Annotated in this window: 13 protein-coding genes and 1 pseudogene; 7 read left to right on the forward strand and 7 right to left on the reverse strand. The window is 63.7% G+C overall.

Annotated features, from left to right (window positions below):
* Positions 1–127: 127 nt before the first annotated feature.
* Together rho and trxA are read right to left on the reverse strand one after the other, a co-directional pair.
* Positions 128–1,387 (reverse strand): transcription termination factor Rho, encoded by a 1,260-nt coding sequence (gene rho / locus BMY03_RS15845; RefSeq protein WP_011536308.1) that lies wholly within the window; start codon positions 1,385–1,387, stop codon positions 128–130.
* 310 nt (positions 1,388–1,697) lie between these two features.
* Positions 1,698–2,027 (reverse strand): thioredoxin TrxA, encoded by a 330-nt coding sequence (gene trxA, locus BMY03_RS15850; protein ID WP_094011616.1) that lies wholly within the window; start codon positions 2,025–2,027, stop codon positions 1,698–1,700.
* 244 nt (positions 2,028–2,271) lie between these two features.
* Between trxA and ppx the strand changes: the two genes are divergently transcribed.
* Positions 2,272–3,774, forward strand: coding sequence for an exopolyphosphatase (gene ppx / locus BMY03_RS15855; protein WP_023630296.1), 1,503 nt, complete (start codon positions 2,272–2,274; stop codon positions 3,772–3,774).
* On the opposite strand, the gene ppk1 is transcribed toward ppx, so the two are convergent.
* Positions 3,761–5,941, reverse strand: coding sequence for a polyphosphate kinase 1 (gene ppk1, locus BMY03_RS15860; protein ID WP_371041541.1), 2,181 nt, complete (start codon positions 5,939–5,941; stop codon positions 3,761–3,763). The genes ppx and ppk1 overlap by 14 nt on opposite strands.
* Positions 5,942–6,020: 79 nt before the next feature.
* Positions 6,021–7,031 (reverse strand): porphobilinogen synthase, encoded by a 1,011-nt coding sequence (hemB, locus tag BMY03_RS15865; protein WP_094011618.1) that lies wholly within the window; start codon positions 7,029–7,031, stop codon positions 6,021–6,023.
* Between the two features lie 208 nt (positions 7,032–7,239).
* On the opposite strand from hemB, the gene BMY03_RS15870 reads away from it, so the two are divergent.
* Positions 7,240–7,884, forward strand: a complete 645-nt coding sequence (locus tag BMY03_RS15870) for a DedA family protein (RefSeq protein ID WP_081941314.1) — start codon at positions 7,240–7,242, stop codon at positions 7,882–7,884.
* A 501-nt stretch (positions 7,885–8,385) separates the two neighbouring features.
* Here the strand turns inward: BMY03_RS15870 and BMY03_RS26665 are convergent.
* Positions 8,386–9,012: pseudogene (locus tag BMY03_RS26665) on the reverse strand (sterol desaturase family protein); the annotation flags it as partial.
* 113 nt (positions 9,013–9,125) lie between these two features.
* On the opposite strand from BMY03_RS26665, the gene elbB reads away from it, so the two are divergent.
* Complete coding sequence (gene elbB, locus BMY03_RS15880) at positions 9,126–9,794, forward strand: isoprenoid biosynthesis glyoxalase ElbB (protein WP_094011619.1); 669 nt, start codon at positions 9,126–9,128, stop codon at positions 9,792–9,794.
* A gap of 89 nt (positions 9,795–9,883) precedes the next feature.
* Here the strand turns inward: elbB and BMY03_RS15885 are convergent, their stop codons facing one another.
* On the reverse strand, positions 9,884–10,336 hold the full coding sequence (locus BMY03_RS15885) for a YaiI/YqxD family protein (protein ID WP_023630873.1): 453 nt from the start codon (positions 10,334–10,336) through the stop codon (positions 9,884–9,886).
* 94 nt (positions 10,337–10,430) lie between these two features.
* Complete coding sequence (locus tag BMY03_RS15890; protein ID WP_094011620.1) at positions 10,431–12,374, reverse strand: cytochrome c/FTR1 family iron permease; 1,944 nt, start codon at positions 12,372–12,374, stop codon at positions 10,431–10,433.
* 289 nt (positions 12,375–12,663) lie between these two features.
* Here BMY03_RS15890 and BMY03_RS15895 point away from each other — a divergent pair, with 289 nt between their 5' ends.
* Genes BMY03_RS15895 through BMY03_RS15910 form a run of 4 tightly spaced genes read left to right on the forward strand, consistent with a single transcriptional unit; the run spans position 12,664 to position 15,795 of the window.
* Complete coding sequence (locus BMY03_RS15895; RefSeq protein ID WP_094011621.1) at positions 12,664–14,055, forward strand: COG3014 family protein; 1,392 nt, start codon at positions 12,664–12,666, stop codon at positions 14,053–14,055.
* A 14-nt stretch (positions 14,056–14,069) separates the two neighbouring features.
* Positions 14,070–14,438 carry a YcfL family putative periplasmic lipoprotein gene (locus tag BMY03_RS15900; protein WP_038707145.1) on the forward strand — a complete coding sequence of 123 codons (369 nt, stop codon included), beginning with the start codon at positions 14,070–14,072 and terminating at the stop codon, positions 14,436–14,438.
* Between the two features lie 22 nt (positions 14,439–14,460).
* Complete coding sequence (gene lpoB / locus BMY03_RS15905) at positions 14,461–15,048, forward strand: penicillin-binding protein activator LpoB (RefSeq protein WP_023632455.1); 588 nt, start codon at positions 14,461–14,463, stop codon at positions 15,046–15,048.
* Positions 15,049–15,051: 3 nt separating this feature from the next.
* Positions 15,052–15,795 (forward strand): hypothetical protein, encoded by a 744-nt coding sequence (locus tag BMY03_RS15910; protein ID WP_046857545.1) that lies wholly within the window; start codon positions 15,052–15,054, stop codon positions 15,793–15,795.
* Positions 15,796–15,804 lie beyond the last annotated feature (9 nt).

Here is a 15,804-nt window from a genome sequence, read left to right on the forward strand (position 1 = left end):
GCAGAGTGTAGCGCCGTTCACGCCTTGTTTGGGGGCAAAAAATGAAAAGGGGCCGCTTCGCGATCCCATCGCCGCGTTGCCGGCGATGGGCTGCAAAGCAGCCCCTTTCAGTACCTGGCCGGGAAGCTTACTTGCGCTTCATCGACAGGAAGAACTCATCGTTGGTCTTGGTCTGCTTGAGCTTGTCGACCAGGAACTCGATGGCGGCGATTTCGTCCATCGGGTGCAGCAGCTTGCGCAGGATCCACATGCGCTGCAGTTCGTCGTCGGCGGTCAGCAGCTCTTCGCGGCGGGTACCGGACTTGTTGATGTTGATGGCAGGGAACACACGCTTCTCGGCGATGCGGCGGTCCAGGGGCAGCTCCATGTTGCCGGTACCCTTGAACTCTTCGTAGATCACTTCGTCCATCTTCGAGCCGGTCTCGACCAGCGCGGTGGCGATGATGGTCAGCGAACCGCCTTCCTCGATGTTACGGGCGGCACCGAAGAAGCGCTTCGGCTTCTCCAGGGCGTGGGCATCGACACCACCGGTCAGCACCTTGCCAGAGCTCGGGATCACGGTGTTGTAGGCACGCGCCAGACGGGTGATGGAGTCGAGCAGGATGACCACGTCTTTCTTGTGCTCGACCAGGCGCTTGGCCTTCTCGATGACCATCTCGGCGACCTGCACGTGGCGGGTCGGCGGCTCGTCGAAGGTCGAGGCGACCACTTCGCCGCGCACGGTGCGCTGCATCTCGGTCACTTCTTCCGGGCGCTCGTCGATCAGCAGGACGATCAGGTGGCACTCGGGGTTGTTGCGGGTAATGTTGGCCGCGATGTTCTGCAGCATGATGGTCTTACCGGCTTTCGGCGGTGCGACGATCAGGCCACGCTGGCCTTTGCCGATCGGGGCACACAGGTCGATGACGCGACCGGTGAGGTCTTCGGTGGAGCCGTTACCGGCTTCCATCTTCAGGCGCTTGTTCGGGAACAGCGGCGTCAGGTTTTCGAACAGGATCTTGTTCTTCGCGTTTTCCGGACGGTCGAAGTTGATGGTATCGACCTTCAGCAGCGCGAAGTAACGCTCGCCTTCCTTCGGTGGGCGGATCTTGCCGACGATGGTGTCGCCGGTGCGCAGGTTGAAGCGACGGATCTGGCTGGGCGAAACGTAGATGTCGTCAGGGCCGGCCAGGTAAGAGGCATCCGCCGAACGCAGGAAACCGAAACCATCCTGGAGAATCTCCAGCACGCCGTCACCCGAGATCTCTTCGCCGCTTTTCGCATGCTTTTTCAGCAGGGCGAAAATCACGTCCTGTTTGCGCGAACGGGCCATGTTTTCGATGCCCATCTGTTCGGCCATTTCCAAAAGATCGGTAATCGGCTTTTGCTTGAGTTCTGTCAGGTTCATAAGGGGAGTGACGTAATCATGTAAGGAAGGGAAAAATTAAGCAGTTGGCTTAATGAGGCCGCGCCGCTAGATGGCGACAGGATCGCGTACTGATTCGAATTAGGGATGCTTCGGCGACGGCGTGCAGAGGGCACTGGAGAAGCAGTGCGAGGCCGAATGTAACACTTGCTTTTTTCGACGTCTAGTGGTTTTGGCCAGTGTTTTACGGGGCCATCCGACTGGATGGCCGCAAGGCCGGGGCTCGCCAGCCCTCAGGAAAACCACCTACAACAGATAAAGAAAAGCCCCGCATTTGCGGGGCTTCTTCACATCACAGGCTGGCGTCGAGGAACGCTTTGAGCTGCGACTTGGACAACGCGCCGACCTTGGTGGCCTCGACGTTGCCGTTCTTGAACAGCATCAGCGTCGGGATGCCACGCACGCCGTGCTTGGCCGGGGTTTCCTGGTTTTCGTCGATGTTCAGCTTGGCGATGGTCACCTTGCCTTCGTATTCAGTGGCGATGTCGTCCAGAACCGGAGCGATCATCTTGCATGGACCGCACCATTCAGCCCAGTAGTCGACCAGTACCGCACCTTGAGCCTGCAGGACTTCGGCTTCGAAGGTAGCGTCGGTGACATGTTTGATAAGATCGCTGCTCATGGATATCTCCAGGTCGTAAGCACAAAAAAACGTTGCCCATCATAGCCGCACCCAGGCGCGACAGGAAGCCACAGACGATTGAGTGTAACTATAGTTGTGCAAGACGCCACGAATCGAAACTGTCATATCACGGTCATAACATTGCTATGACATTGCCATGCATCAAGCCTTGCAGTGCCGCTCGTTGGCGTAGGACCACGATCGTGGCACGATTGCCGGGTTAACGACCGAGAACCTCCAGACCATGCCGCATACCACCGCGAAGAACCTGTCTCTGATCGCCGCCATCGACCTGGGCTCCAACAGCTTCCACATGGTCGTGGCCAAGGCCCATCATACGGAAATCCGCATCCTCGAAAGGCTTGGAGAAAAGGTTCAGCTCGCCGCCGGCATCGACGATGAGCGCAAGCTCAGCGAAGAAGCCATGCAACGCGGACTGGAATGCCTCAAGCGCTTCGCCCAGCTGATCAACGGCATGCCCCAGGGCGCGGTGCGCATCGTCGGCACCAACGCCTTGCGCGAAGCACGCAACCGCAACGAATTCATCCAGCGCGCCGAGGCCATCCTCGGCCACCCGGTCGAGGTCATTTCCGGCCGTGAAGAGGCGCGCCTGATCTACCTGGGCGTGTCCCACACCCTGGCCGACACCCCGGGCAAGCGCCTGGTTGCCGACATCGGCGGCGGCAGCACCGAGTTCATCATCGGCCAGCGTTTCGAGCCGCTGCTGCGCGAAAGCCTGCAAATGGGCTGCGTCAGCTTCACCCAGCGTTATTTCCGCGACGGCAAGATTACCCCGGCGCGCTACGCACAGGCCTACACCGCCGCGCGCCTGGAGCTGATGAGCATCGAGAACGCCCTGCACCGCCTGACCTGGGATGAGGCCATCGGCTCGTCCGGGACCATCCGCGCCATCGGCGCCGCCATCAAGTCCGGCGGACTGGGTAATGGCGAGGTCAACGCCGAGGGCTTGGCCTGGGTCAAGCGCAAGCTGTTCAAGCTGGGCGAGACCGACAAGATCGACTTCGAAGGGGTCAAGCCCGATCGCCGAACCATTTTCCCCGCAGGCCTGGCCATCCTCGAGGCGATCTTCGATGCGCTGGAGCTGCAGCGTATGGAACACTGCGACGGTGCCCTGCGCGAAGGCGTGTTGTTCGACCTGCTGGGCCGCCACCATCACGAAGATGTGCGCGAGCGCACCCTGAACTCGCTGATGGAGCGTTACCACGTCGACCAGGGCCAGGCCGCACGGGTCGAGCGCAAGGCGCTGCACGCCTTCGACCAAGTGGCCAAGGCATGGGACCTCGAGGACGGCAACTGGCGCGATCTTCTTGGCTGGGCGGCGAAAGTGCACGAAGTGGGCCTGGACATCGCCCATTACCACTACCACAAGCACGGTGCCTACCTGATCGAGCACTCCGACCTGTCCGGCTTCTCCCGCGAGGACCAGCAGATGATGGCCCTGCTGGTGCGCGGCCATCGCCGCAACATTCCCAAGGACAAGTTCGCCGAGTTCGGCGACGAAGGCATCAAGCTGATCCGCCTGTGCGTGCTGCTGCGCTTCGCCATCCTCTTCCATCACATCCGCGGCACCCAGCAGATGCCGAAAGTGGTGCTGCAGGCCGGCGACAACAGCCTGGAAGTGATCTTCCCTGGAAACTGGCTGGAAGAAAACCAGCTGACCCAGGCCGACTTCGCCAACGAGGCGGAGTGGCTGGCCCGGGTCGGCTTCGTTCTCAGCGTACGTTGAGGACCGGGTTGCTCAGGCGCTCCAGCAGGGTCGCCTGGGCACTGCGCGGATTCTGGTTGCCGGTCGGGGTGCTGCGCACGTAGCGCCCGTCCGGTTGCAGGGTCCAGGCCTGGGTGTTGTCGGTCAGGTACCCTTCCAGCTCCTTCTTGACCCGCAGCAACAGCTTCTTGCCTTCCACCGGGAAGCAGGTCTCGACACGCTTGTCGAGGTTGCGCTCCATCCAGTCGGCACTGGACAGGTAGATCTGCTCCTCGCCGCCATTGAGGAAGTAGAACACCCGGGTATGCTCGAGGAAGCGGCCGATGATCGAGCGCACATGGATGTTGTGCGACACCCCCGGTATACCCGGACGCAGGCAGCACATGCCACGCACCACCAGGTCGATGCGCACGCCCGACTGGCTGGCCTTGTACAGCGCCTTGATGATCTTGGCGTCGGTCAGCGAGTTGAACTTGGCGATGATGTGCGCAGGCTTGCCCTCCAGGGCGAACTGGGTCTCCCGGGCGATCATGTCGAGCATGCCCTTTTTCAGGGTGAAGGGCGCGTGCAGCAGCTTCTTCATGCGCAGGGTCTTGCCCATGCCGATCAACTGGCTGAACAGTTTGCCGACGTCCTCGGTGAGGGCGTCGTCGGAGGTCAGCAGGCTGTAGTCGGTGTACAGGCGGGCGTTGCCGGCGTGGTAGTTGCCGGTGCCCAGGTGTGCGTAACGGACGATCTCGCCCTGCTCGCGGCGCAGGATCAGCATCATCTTGGCGTGGGTCTTGAAACCGACCACCCCGTAGATCACCACCGCGCCGGCGGCCTGCAGGCGGCTGGCCATCTGCAGGTTGGACTCTTCGTCGAAGCGTGCGCGCAATTCGATCACTGCCGTGACCTCCTTGCCGTTACGCGCCGCGTCCACCAGGGCGTCGACGATCTCCGAGTTGGCACCCGAGCGATAGAGCGTCTGGCGCACGGCAAGCACGTGCGGGTCCTTGGCGGCCTGACGCAGCAGGTCGATCACTGGGGTGAACGATTCGAACGGGTGCATCAGCAGGATGTCCTGCTTGCCGATCACACTGAAGATGTTGTCGGCGTTCACCAGCAGCTTGGGGATCGCCGGGGTGAACGGCGTGTACTGCAGCTCGGGGTGGCTGTCGAGCCCGGTGATGCTGAACAGACGGGTCAGGTTGACCGGGCCGTTGACCTGGTACAGTTCGCTCTCGCTCAGGCTGAACTGCTTGAGCAGATAGTCGGAGAGGTGTTTGGGGCAGGTATCGGCTACCTCGAGGCGCACGGCATCGCCGTAGCGGCGCGAGAACAACTCGCCGCGCAGGGCACGGGCGAGGTCGTCGACCTCTTCCGAGTCCAGCGCCAGGTCGGCGTTACGGGTCAGGCGGAACTGGTAGCAGCCCTTGACCTTCATGCCCTGGAACAGGTCATCGGCATGGGCATGGATCATCGACGACAGGAACACATAGTTGTCGCCAGGCCCGCCGACGTCTTCCGGCACCCGGATTACCCGCGGCAGCAGGCGCGGTGCCGGGATGATCGCCAAGCCCGAATCGCGGCCGAAGGCGTCGACACCCTCGAGCTCGACGATGAAGTTCAGGCTCTTGTTCACCAGCAACGGGAACGGGTGGGTCGGGTCGAGGCCGATCGGGGTGATGATCGGCGCGATCTCGTCGCGGAAGAAGCGTCGTACCCAGGTCTTGAGCTTGGGTGTCCAGTAACGGCGCCGGATGAAGCGAATGGCGTGTTTTTCCAGCTCCGGCAGCAGCACGTCGTTGAGGATCGCGTACTGCCGATCCACTTCAAGGTGCACCAGCTCGCTGATCCGCGCCAGCGCCTGGTGCGGCTGCAGGCCATCGGCGCCGGCCTGTTCGCGGGCGAAGTTGATCTGCTTCTTCAGGCCCGCCACACGGATTTCGAAGAACTCGTCCAGGTTGCTGGAGAAGATCAACAGGAACTTCAGGCGCTCGAGCAGCGGGTACGACTCGTCCAGCGCCTGCTCCAGCACGCGGATATTGAACTGCAGCTGCGAAAGCTCGCGATGAATGTACAGGCTGCTGTCGTCCAGGCTCGGCACGGCGATCGCCGGGGCCGGCGCAGGCACAGGGGCCGGGGCGGCTTCAGCGACAGGTTCCGGCTGCGCTACCGCCGGCAGGTCGGGCGGGGTCTGCACCATTTCTTCGGGCACGGCCTGGGCATCCTTGATCGCGACAGGGTTGAGCACTTCGTTATTCATCTGACGTTCCTGGAGAGCGTTACTGCCCTCTCATCATTTGAGCGGCACGCACGGCGAAATAGGTCAGGATGCCATCGGCGCCTGCCCGTTTGAATGCGGTGAGGGATTCGAGGATCACGGCTTCGCTGAGCCAGCCGTTCTGGATCGCGGCCATGTGCATGGCGTACTCGCCGCTGACCTGATAGACGAAGGTCGGCACCTTGAACTCGGTCTTCACCCGGTGAACGATGTCCAGGTACGGCATGCCCGGCTTGACCATGACCATGTCGGCGCCTTCGGCAAGGTCGGTGGCCACTTCGTGCAGGGCCTCGTCGCTGTTGGCCGGATCCATCTGGTAGGAGGCCTTGTTGGCCTTGCCCAGGTTCAGCGCCGAGCCGACCGCATCACGGAATGGGCCGTAGTAGGCACTGGCGTACTTGGCCGAGTAGGCCATGATGCGCACGTTGACGTGGCCGGCCACTTCGAGGGCTTCACGGATCGCGCCGAGACGGCCGTCCATCATGTCCGACGGGGCGACCACCTGGGCGCCGGCCTCGGCATGGGACAGCGCCTGACGCACCAGGGCGTCGACGGTGATGTCGTTCTGCACATAGCCTTCCTCATCGAGGATGCCGTCCTGACCGTGGGTGGTGAACGGGTCAAGGGCCACGTCGGTGATCACCCCCAGTTCCGGGAAGCGGGCACGCAGGGCGCGGGTGGCACGCTGGGCGATGCCGTCCGGGTTCCAGGCTTCGGCGCCATCGAGGGATTTCTTTTCGGTCGGGGTCACCGGGAACAGCGCCAGCGCCGGAATGCCCAGCTCTACCCAAGCCTGCGCGGCTTCCAGCAGCAGGTCGATCGACAGGCGCTCGACGCCCGGCATGGACGGCACTTCTTCGCGGCGGCCCTCGCCGTCCAGTACGAATACCGGAAGAATCAGGTCATCGACAGTCAGGGTGTTTTCGCGAACCAGACGACGGGAGAATTCGTCCCGACGGTTGCGACGCAGACGGGTGGCAGGAAACAGACGATTGGCGGGGGTAAAGCTCACGGCAGACTCCTGAGCCCGCGCAGGCGGGCGAGCGCGACAGTTATAAGCGGCCATTATGACGCCTGTGTGACACCCGAGGGCAACCCTGCGACTTGTGGCCGCAGTCATTGTCCTTGTAGGAATTGTTCACGTCGAGACACATTTGGACACTTTCCCGAACGCGCCCGAAGGGGTAGGCTGCGCGTTCATTTCGCCAGCACGCCAGAAAATGCTTCAACAATTCCTGAACGATTTCGGCTACTTTGCCCTTTTTCTCGGCACGTTCTTCGAAGGCGAGACCATCCTCGTGCTCGCAGGGTTTCTTGCGTTTCGCGAATACATGGATATCAAGCTGGTGGTCCTGGTGGCCTTCTGTGGCAGTTATGCCGGTGACCAGTTGTGGTATTTCATGGGTCGACGCCACGGGCGCAAGATCCTCGCCCGCAAGCCTCGCTGGCAAGCCATGGGCGACCGCGCGCTGGAGCATATCCGCCGCCATCCGGACATCTGGGTGCTGAGCTTCCGCTTCGTCTACGGCCTGCGCACGGTGATGCCGGTGGCCATCGGCCTGTCCGGCTACCCGCCACGCCGCTACCTGCTGCTCAACGGCATCGGCGCCGCAGTCTGGGCCCTGGCCCTGGGCCTGGCCGCCTATCACTTCGGCGCCATACTCGAAGGCATGCTGGGCAGCATCAAGAAATACGAGCTATGGGTGCTCGGCGGCCTGCTGGTGCTGGGCCTCGCGCTCTGGCTGCGCCGGCGCTTTCGCAACAGCCGCGCCGAGCGTCGCGCGGCGGCAGAGGGCCAGGCCGCCGAGGCTGAGCAGGCTGTAACCCAGGAGCAGCAGCCAGAACAGGGGCGTGACCAGCACTAAGCCCAACGCGCCGGCCAGGTACAGCGCTGGCGCATTCGATAGCAGGCGCGCCAGCTCCAGGCGCGCTGCCCAGGGTCGATCCTCGAGCGCCACGCCCAGCACGAACAGCCCGAACGCCATTACCGTCCAGCCCAATGCCAGGGCTGCGGGCGTCACCTGGTCCGCCATCTCCATCAGATAACTGCCCAACGCCACGTAGACCGCGAACTGCGCCGTGACGTACAACTGCTGTGCACCGCCCAGCGGGATCGCGAACTTGCGAAACGCGGCGAGGTCCTGCTTGGCCTGTGGATAAGCGGCGGTCACGTCCGCTGGCCGCCAGCCAGTGGGCATGAACCAGATACGCAGCTTGTCCCACCAACGGGCCGTTCGCCGGGCGTCGTCCCACAGCTGGGCGTAGAACTGCACGTTGGCCCACAGCGGGTTCCAGCTCGCCAAAGGCGTGGTCACGCCGAAGATCACCGGCTCGCGATCGTCCTCTTCCTGGAAGGTGCCGAACAGCCGGTCCCAGATTATGAACACGCCGCCGTAGTTGCGATCCAAGTACAGAGGATTCTGCGCATGGTGGACGCGATGGTTGGACGGCGTAATGAAAATCCACTCGAGCCAGCCCAGCTTGGGCACATGGCGAGTGTGCACCCAGAACTGGTAGAGCAGGTTCAGCGAGGCCACGGTGAGGAACACCAGGGGCGGCACGCCCAGCAACGCCAGCGGCAGGTAGAAGATCCAGGAAAACAGAAAACCGCTGCTGGTCTGGCGCAAGGCGGTGGTGAGGTTGTACTCCTCGCTCTGGTGATGCACCGAGTGCGCGGCCCACAAAACGTTGCGCTCGTGGCCCAGGCGGTGCAGCCAGTAATAGCAGAGGTCGTAGAGCACGAAAGCGACCACCCACACCCACCAGGCACCCGCCGGCAGCCGCAGCCAGGCCAGGTGCTCCCAGGCCACGGCATAGGTGATCAGCCCCACCCCTTTGGTCAGAAGGCCGGTGCTGGTGGACAGCGCACCGGTGCTCAGGCTGTTGATCGAGTCGGCAAGCTGGTAGTTGCGGCGCCCGCGTACGCGGTCGGCGATCAGCTCCACCGCGATCAGCACGAAGAAGAACGGCACGGCCAGCAGAATCAGGTCCATGAACGGCCCCCTCCAAGGTTGTCCACGAAGATTAGGCCCGCACTGGGGCAAATCCCATGGCTACATCTGCCAAACTAGAGGACATTTAGCGCCTCGACACTGGAGTATTGAGCATGACGAAAAAAGTTGCGGTGATTCTGTCCGGTTGCGGCGTGTACGACGGCGCCGAAATCCACGAGAGCGTGATCACCCTGCTGCGCCTGGACCAGCGCGGCGCCCAGGTGCAGTGCTTCGCGCCGAACATCGCGCAGATGCATGTGATCGACCACCTGACCGGGGAAGAGATGCCCGAATCGCGCAATGTGCTGGTGGAGTCGGCGCGCATCGCCCGTGGCGAGGTGAAGGACATTCGCGAAGCCAAGGTCGAGGACTTCGACGCCCTGATCGTGCCGGGAGGCTTCGGCGCGGCGAAGAACCTGTCGAACTTTGCCGTCGAAGGCGCCAACTGCACCGTGCAACCGGACGTGCTGGCGCTGGCCGAGGCCTTTGCCGGCGCCTGCAAGCCGGTCGGGCTGATCTGCATCTCGCCGGCCCTGGCGGCGAAGATCTATGGGCCGGGCGTGGTCTGCACCATCGGCACTGACGCCGATACCAGCGCGGCGGTGGTGAAGATGGGCGGCACCCATGAAGAGTGCGATGTGCATGACATCGTCGAAGATACCCAGCGCAAGCTGGTGACTACCCCGGCGTACATGCTGGCCAAGTCGATCAGCGAGGCGGCGGGTGGCATCTACAAGTTGGTGGATCGGGTGCTGGAGCTGACCCACGAGGGTGACAAGTAAGGCCTCGAAGGCCTGCTACGCAGGCCATCGCCGGCAAGCCGGCTCCCACAGGATCACCTACACATGCGGGAACCGGCAACCCCACGTACTCAACGCTTGGAAAGCCGTCCCAGAATCCGGTCCAGGGCATTGGCGAACGCCTGCTTCTCGCGTTCGCCATAAGGTGCCTGCCCGCCACCCACCTGCCCCTGCTCGCGCAGTTCGGTGAACAGGTTGCGCACCGCCAGGCGCTCGCCCATGTTGCGCTCGTCGAACTCGCGGCCACGCGGGTCCAGCGCGGCTACGCCTTTCTTGATCAGGCGGTCGGCCAGCGGCACGTCGCTGCAAATCACCAGCTCGCCGGGCTCGGCGTTGTCCACCAGGTAGTCGTCGGCCGCGTCCATGCCGCTGGGCACCACGATAAGCCGCACGCAGGCGAAAGCCGGCTTGATCTGCGGCTGGCCGGCCACCATCACCACCTCCAGCTTGCGCTTGAGGGCGAACTTGACGATCAGGTCCTTGGCCGCCTTGGGGCAGGCGTCGGCATCGATCCATACACGCATGAGATTAATCCTGTGCTCCGGGCGGACATTATGCCAGCCCCAGCCTCATTGCGGGGCGGGGTGGCGGCACACCACCCCTTCCCACTGCACAGACTCAGCTGGCCGCCGCCCGGCGCTTCTCGGCCAAGCGGCTGCGCCCATAGAGGAACACGATAGCCAGCAACGCCACCGCCTGCGCGCTCAGTGAGTAGAGATCGGCGTGGATCCCCAGCCAGTCGAACTCGAAGAACGCCACCGGCCGCGTACCCAGGACGCCGGCCTCCTGCAGCGCCTTGACGCCATGCCCGGCGAACACCACCGACAGCGCACAGAGCAAAGCCGCGTTGATGCTGAAGAACAGCGACAGCGGCAGCTTGGCCGAGCCGCGCAGGATCACCCAGGCCAGGCCCACCAGCAGCACCAGCGCCGTGGCACCGCCTGCCAGAACCGCCTGGTGGCCAGCCGGCCCGGCCTGCAGCCACAGGGTCTCGTAGAACAGGATCACCTCGAACAACTCGCGATACACCGAGAAGAACGCCAGCACGGCAAAGCCGAAGCGCCCGCCGCCACTGACCAGGCTGCTCTTGATGTAGTCCTGCCAGGCGGCCGCGTGGCGGCGGTCGTGCATCCACACGCCGAGCCACAGCACCATCACCGCGGCGAACAAAGCCGTGCAGCCTTCGAGCAGCTCACGCTGCGCGCCACCGACATCGATCACGTAGGCCGCCAGGGCCCAGGTGGCGAAACCGGCGACCAGCGCCAGGGCCCAGCCGACGTTGACGCTACGCACCGCAGACTGCTGGCCGGTGTTGCGCAGGAAAGCGAGGATCGCCGCCAGCACCAGGATCGCCTCCAGGCCCTCGCGCAGCAGGATCAGCAGGCCGGAGATGTAGCTCAACGACCAGCTAAGGCCATCGCTGCCCAGCAGCTTCGAGGCCTGTTCGAGCTTGACCTTGGCTTCAGCCAGGCGCTGTTCGGCCTGGGCCACCGGCAGGCCGTCCTGCAGCGACTGACGGTAGGCCATCAGCGACTTCTCGGTGTCCTTGCGGGCCTGGGTGTCGATGTTGTCAAGCGAGCTTTCCACCAGCTCGAAGCCTTCCAGGTAAGCCGCCACCGACAAGTCGTAGGCCTGGTCGTGGTCGCCGGCACGGTAAGCCGCCAGGCTCTTGTCCAGGGTGCTGGAGGTGTACTCGAGCAGCTGCGCCGGGCCACGCTTGACCTGCGGCGGTTGCGCCCGCTGGGCGCGGAACGCGCCCACGGCGTTTGCGCCTTCATTGGCGGCAACCTCGGCCGGGGTCTGCCGGGCCAGGTCGGCGAGGTTCCAGGTCTTGTCGCTCTTTGCCGCCTGCGGATCGGCGGTGAAACTGGCGATGTAGGCCGCCACGTCCCAGCGTTGGCGCTCGTCGAGCTGGTCAGCGAACGAGGGCATCTCGGTGCCCTCGATGCCCAGCCCGAGGGTGTTGTACAGGTCGAACAGGCTGAGCTGGTCGAGGCGCGCGGCATCGCGCAGGTTGGCCGGCGCAGGCTCCAGGCCGACGCCGGCCGGGCCATCGCCCAGCCCGGTATCGCCGTGGCAGATCGAGCAATTCTGGGCATACAGCGATGCGCCGCGGGCCGGGTCCGGGGTGATCACCGGTGCCTGGCTTACCTCGTAGGCCACGGCCAGCCGCGCACCCAGCTGGCGGGCCTGACGGGCAACGCCGGCGCCATCCTGACGCTGGTCGATGGCCTGGCGCAGGCTCTGGACACCCTGCTCCAGCGCGCCGCGCTCGGCATGCTCGGGCAGCCCCTTGACCAGCTCGGCCAGCACCCCGCTGAACTCCTGTTGCTCGCGGTATTCCCCGTCGTCCACCACCTTGCCGTCGCGCACGGTCGGTGGGTAGTCGGCACCGATGTAATCCAGCAGATGCAACGCCTTGGTCGCCTCGGCGGGTGCTTCGGCCAGCGTCGGGGTGCTGCACAGCGCCATCACCGGGCCAAGCAACAGGGCAGGCAGCCAGGCAAGCAGACGGGAACGGGAAATCATGGCCAATCTCGACGGAAATACGAAAGAGAACATTGTTCACTTCCACTCTCTCCCGCTCAAGGCTCACTGGCAGATTTCATGAAAAATCTTGCGACAAATTGACCTGTCAACAGCCTGGAAAGCGCTTTTTCGACCGATGGCACGCCTGCAGAAAATGCGAAGCAATTCGCCATCACATAGCTACTACTTTGGGTATAATTCCGCGCCGCCGTAATAGCCATTAGCAATCAAGGCGCCTCCATCGAGAGGTTCTGGCGATAAAACAGAGGGATCTGCCGCCCCCGCCCACGCGGCCAACCGTTTCAGGGAAAGAAGAAGTCCGATGGTATCCCGCGCCCTCACCCTGGCGACCCTGGTCGCCGCCGTGCAGCTTACCGGCTGCTCGGTGTTCCGCAGCTACGACAGCGAACTGCAGGAGACCAACAAGCAGTTGGCCGCCGGCAATGTCGACGCCGCCCTCGCCCTGCTGGAAAGCAACAACAAGGGCGACAAGAAAGACCTGCTCTACTACTTCGAGAAAGGCGAGCTGCTGCGCTCCAAGGGCGACCTCAAGGGCAGCCAGGACGCCTGGCGCTCGGCCGACAGCGTGGTGTTCCAGTGGGAAGAGTCGGTCAAGCTCGACACCGACAAGTACCTGAGCCAGTTTGGCAGCTACTTGGTCAACGACAAGGTGCGCCGCTACGAAGGCTACGACTACGAAAAAGTCATGTTGACCACGCAAATGGCCTTGAACCTGCTGGCGCAGAACGACTTCGACGGCGCCCGCACCGAGATCAAGAAGACCCACGAGCGTGAGGCGATCATCGCCGAGCTGCGCGACAAGGAATACCTCAAGCGCGAGGAAGAGGCCGAGAAGGAAGGCATCAAGACCGAATACAAGGACCTGCAGGGTTACCCGGTCGCCAGCCTCGACGCCCCTGAGGTGGTCGGCCTGAAGAACAGCTACCAGAGCGCCTTCAGCCATTACCTGTCCGGCTATGTCTACGAAGCCCTCGGCGAGAAGGGCCTGGCCGCGCCGGGTTACCGCAAGGCCGCCGAGCTGCGCCCGAATACCCCGCTGCTGGACCAGGCGCTGCTGGAGCTGGACAAGAACAGCGCCAAGGCCGGTGAAAGCGACGTGCTGATCGTGGTACAGACCGGCCTGGCCCCGGCTCGTGATTCGATCCGCATCCCGCTGCCACTGCCGATCCAGGACAACCTGGTGATCACTCCGTTGTCGTTCCCGATCATCAGGGAGGACACTTCGACCGCGCACCTGAGCGAGATTCAGCTCAACGACAAGGTCCTGGCCCTGACCGCGCTCAACAGCACCACTGCCATGTCACGCCGCGCCCTGCGCGACGACATGCCTGGCATCATCCTGCGCACCAGCGTGCGCGCCATCAGCCGCGGCGTGGCGCAGAAGAACTTGAACCAGACCAACCCGATGGCCGGGCTGGTGGTGGGCATTGCCTCCACCGTGCTGGAAGGTGCCGATACCCGTACCTGGCGCACCCTGCCAAACGAAACCCAGGTGGCCCGTGTACGCCTCAAGCAGGGCGAACACCACGTGAGCCTGCCGTCGAGCCTCGGCGGTACCCAGGTCACGGTGAAAGTCGATCGCCCCTACCAGGTGGTCAGCCTGCGCGTGGTCGGCAACCGCGTGTTCGCTGGCGGCCCGTCCGTCGAAGTCGCCCCGCAGGCCGCAGCCACTGCTGTCGCCAGCCTCAAGTAACCCAAGGATCGAACATGCGCAAAACATGCCTCGCCCTGGCCGCCGTCGCCCTCCTGGCCGGCTGCGCCACCCCGCCCCCTGCCCCGGGCAGCGCCGCCAGCAAGGTGGTGACCATGGGCCAGCTGGATGACATCGAGATCGGCCAGATGCGCGTCGCCCGCGAAAACGGCTATCTCACCGTCAACGTGGCGCTGACCAACAGCAGCCGCAGCAACCAGACCCTGTTCTACCGCTTCGCCTGGCTGGGCAGCGATGGTTTCCCGGTGGCCGATGAAGAGAGCTGGAAGGCCCTGCCGCTGTACGGCAAGCAGGCCAAGTTCCTGCCCGCCATCGCACCGACCCCCGCAGCCCGTGACTTCCGCCTCGAAGTCCACACCCGGTAACCCCCTTTCAGGAGCACGTTCGATGTTTGCACGCCTTTCCCTCGCCGCCCTCGCCATCGCCCTGGTCAGCGGCTGCAGCACCCCTTCGCCGGTTCTCGGCGGCAAGAACATCAGCTACGGCGACAGCAAGGCCGTCGAACTGGTGACCAACGAGTTCGGCTCCACCGACCTGCAGATGATAGCCGAGAGCATGACCCGCTCGCTGGCCCAGTCCGGCGTGCTGCACGGCCGCCCGGTGGTGCAGGTGTACGACGTGAAGAACAAGACCAGCGAGTACATCGACACCCGCGAGATCACCACCTCGATCAAGACCCAGCTGATGAAATCCGGCGCCGCCCGCTTCGCCAGCGACAACACCGACATGCAGAGCCAGGTCGACCAGCTCAAGCTGCAGAACCAGAGCGGCCTGTACAAGAAGAAGACCGTGGCCAAGACCGGCAACATGATAGCCGCCAAATACCGCCTGGAAGGCTCGATCAGCTCGATCGTCAAGCGCAGCAGCGACTACAAGGACGTGTTCTACAAGTTCAGCCTGCAGCTGATCGACGTGGAAAGCGGCCTGGCCGAGTGGATGGACGAAAAAGAAATCCGCAAGACCACGGAGCGCTGATCGATGCGTGCATGGATGGCAATAATCGGCCTGGCCTGCGCCTTCGGCGCGCAGGCGGCCCCCAAGGTGGCGGTGACCGACCTGGCCTACCAGGCGCAGGTGGAGGAATACATCCACACCATCAACGCCCAGAGCAGCGGCCAGGCCGGCATGTACCACGCCAGCGGCCAGTCGAGCTACAGCGAGTACGAGAGCCTCAACAGCTACATCGAGCAGACCGAGCTGCGCAAGTTCGGTGGCGACATCAAGGGTGAGATCCTCAAGACCGGCATGTTCCAGCTGGTCCAGGGCCGCCCCTACACCGCCGACTCGAAGGAGGACGTGTACGACGTGATCCGCCGCATCAAGAACGGCGCGTTCAAGGGTGCCGACTACGTGCTGTTCGGCACCCTGTCGGACATCGACTTCCAGCAGGACATCAACTCGCTGGACCACACCGACAGCTACTCGGCGGTGCTGGGCCTGACCGTGGTCGCCGACTTCAGCCTGATCAACACCCGCACCTACGAGATCACCTCGGCGTTCACCGCCATGGGTGAAGGGCAGGACACCAAGCTGGTGAAAAGCCAAGACCGCCGCGTGACGTTGAACCGTCCGCGGGTGGTGCGCGATGTATCGAAGGCACTGGGCGAGGATGTGGCGCAGCAGTTGGCCGAGCAGTTGGGCGGCTCGGTGCCCGGGCAGGCGAAGCAGCCGCGTGGGCGGGACAACCTGCCGCCGGATGAGCCGGCGCGGGTGCTGAACTAAGCCTCTCCC

Source organism: Pseudomonas soli, from assembly GCF_900110655.1.
Lineage (GTDB): Bacteria > Pseudomonadota > Gammaproteobacteria > Pseudomonadales > Pseudomonadaceae > Aquipseudomonas > Aquipseudomonas soli.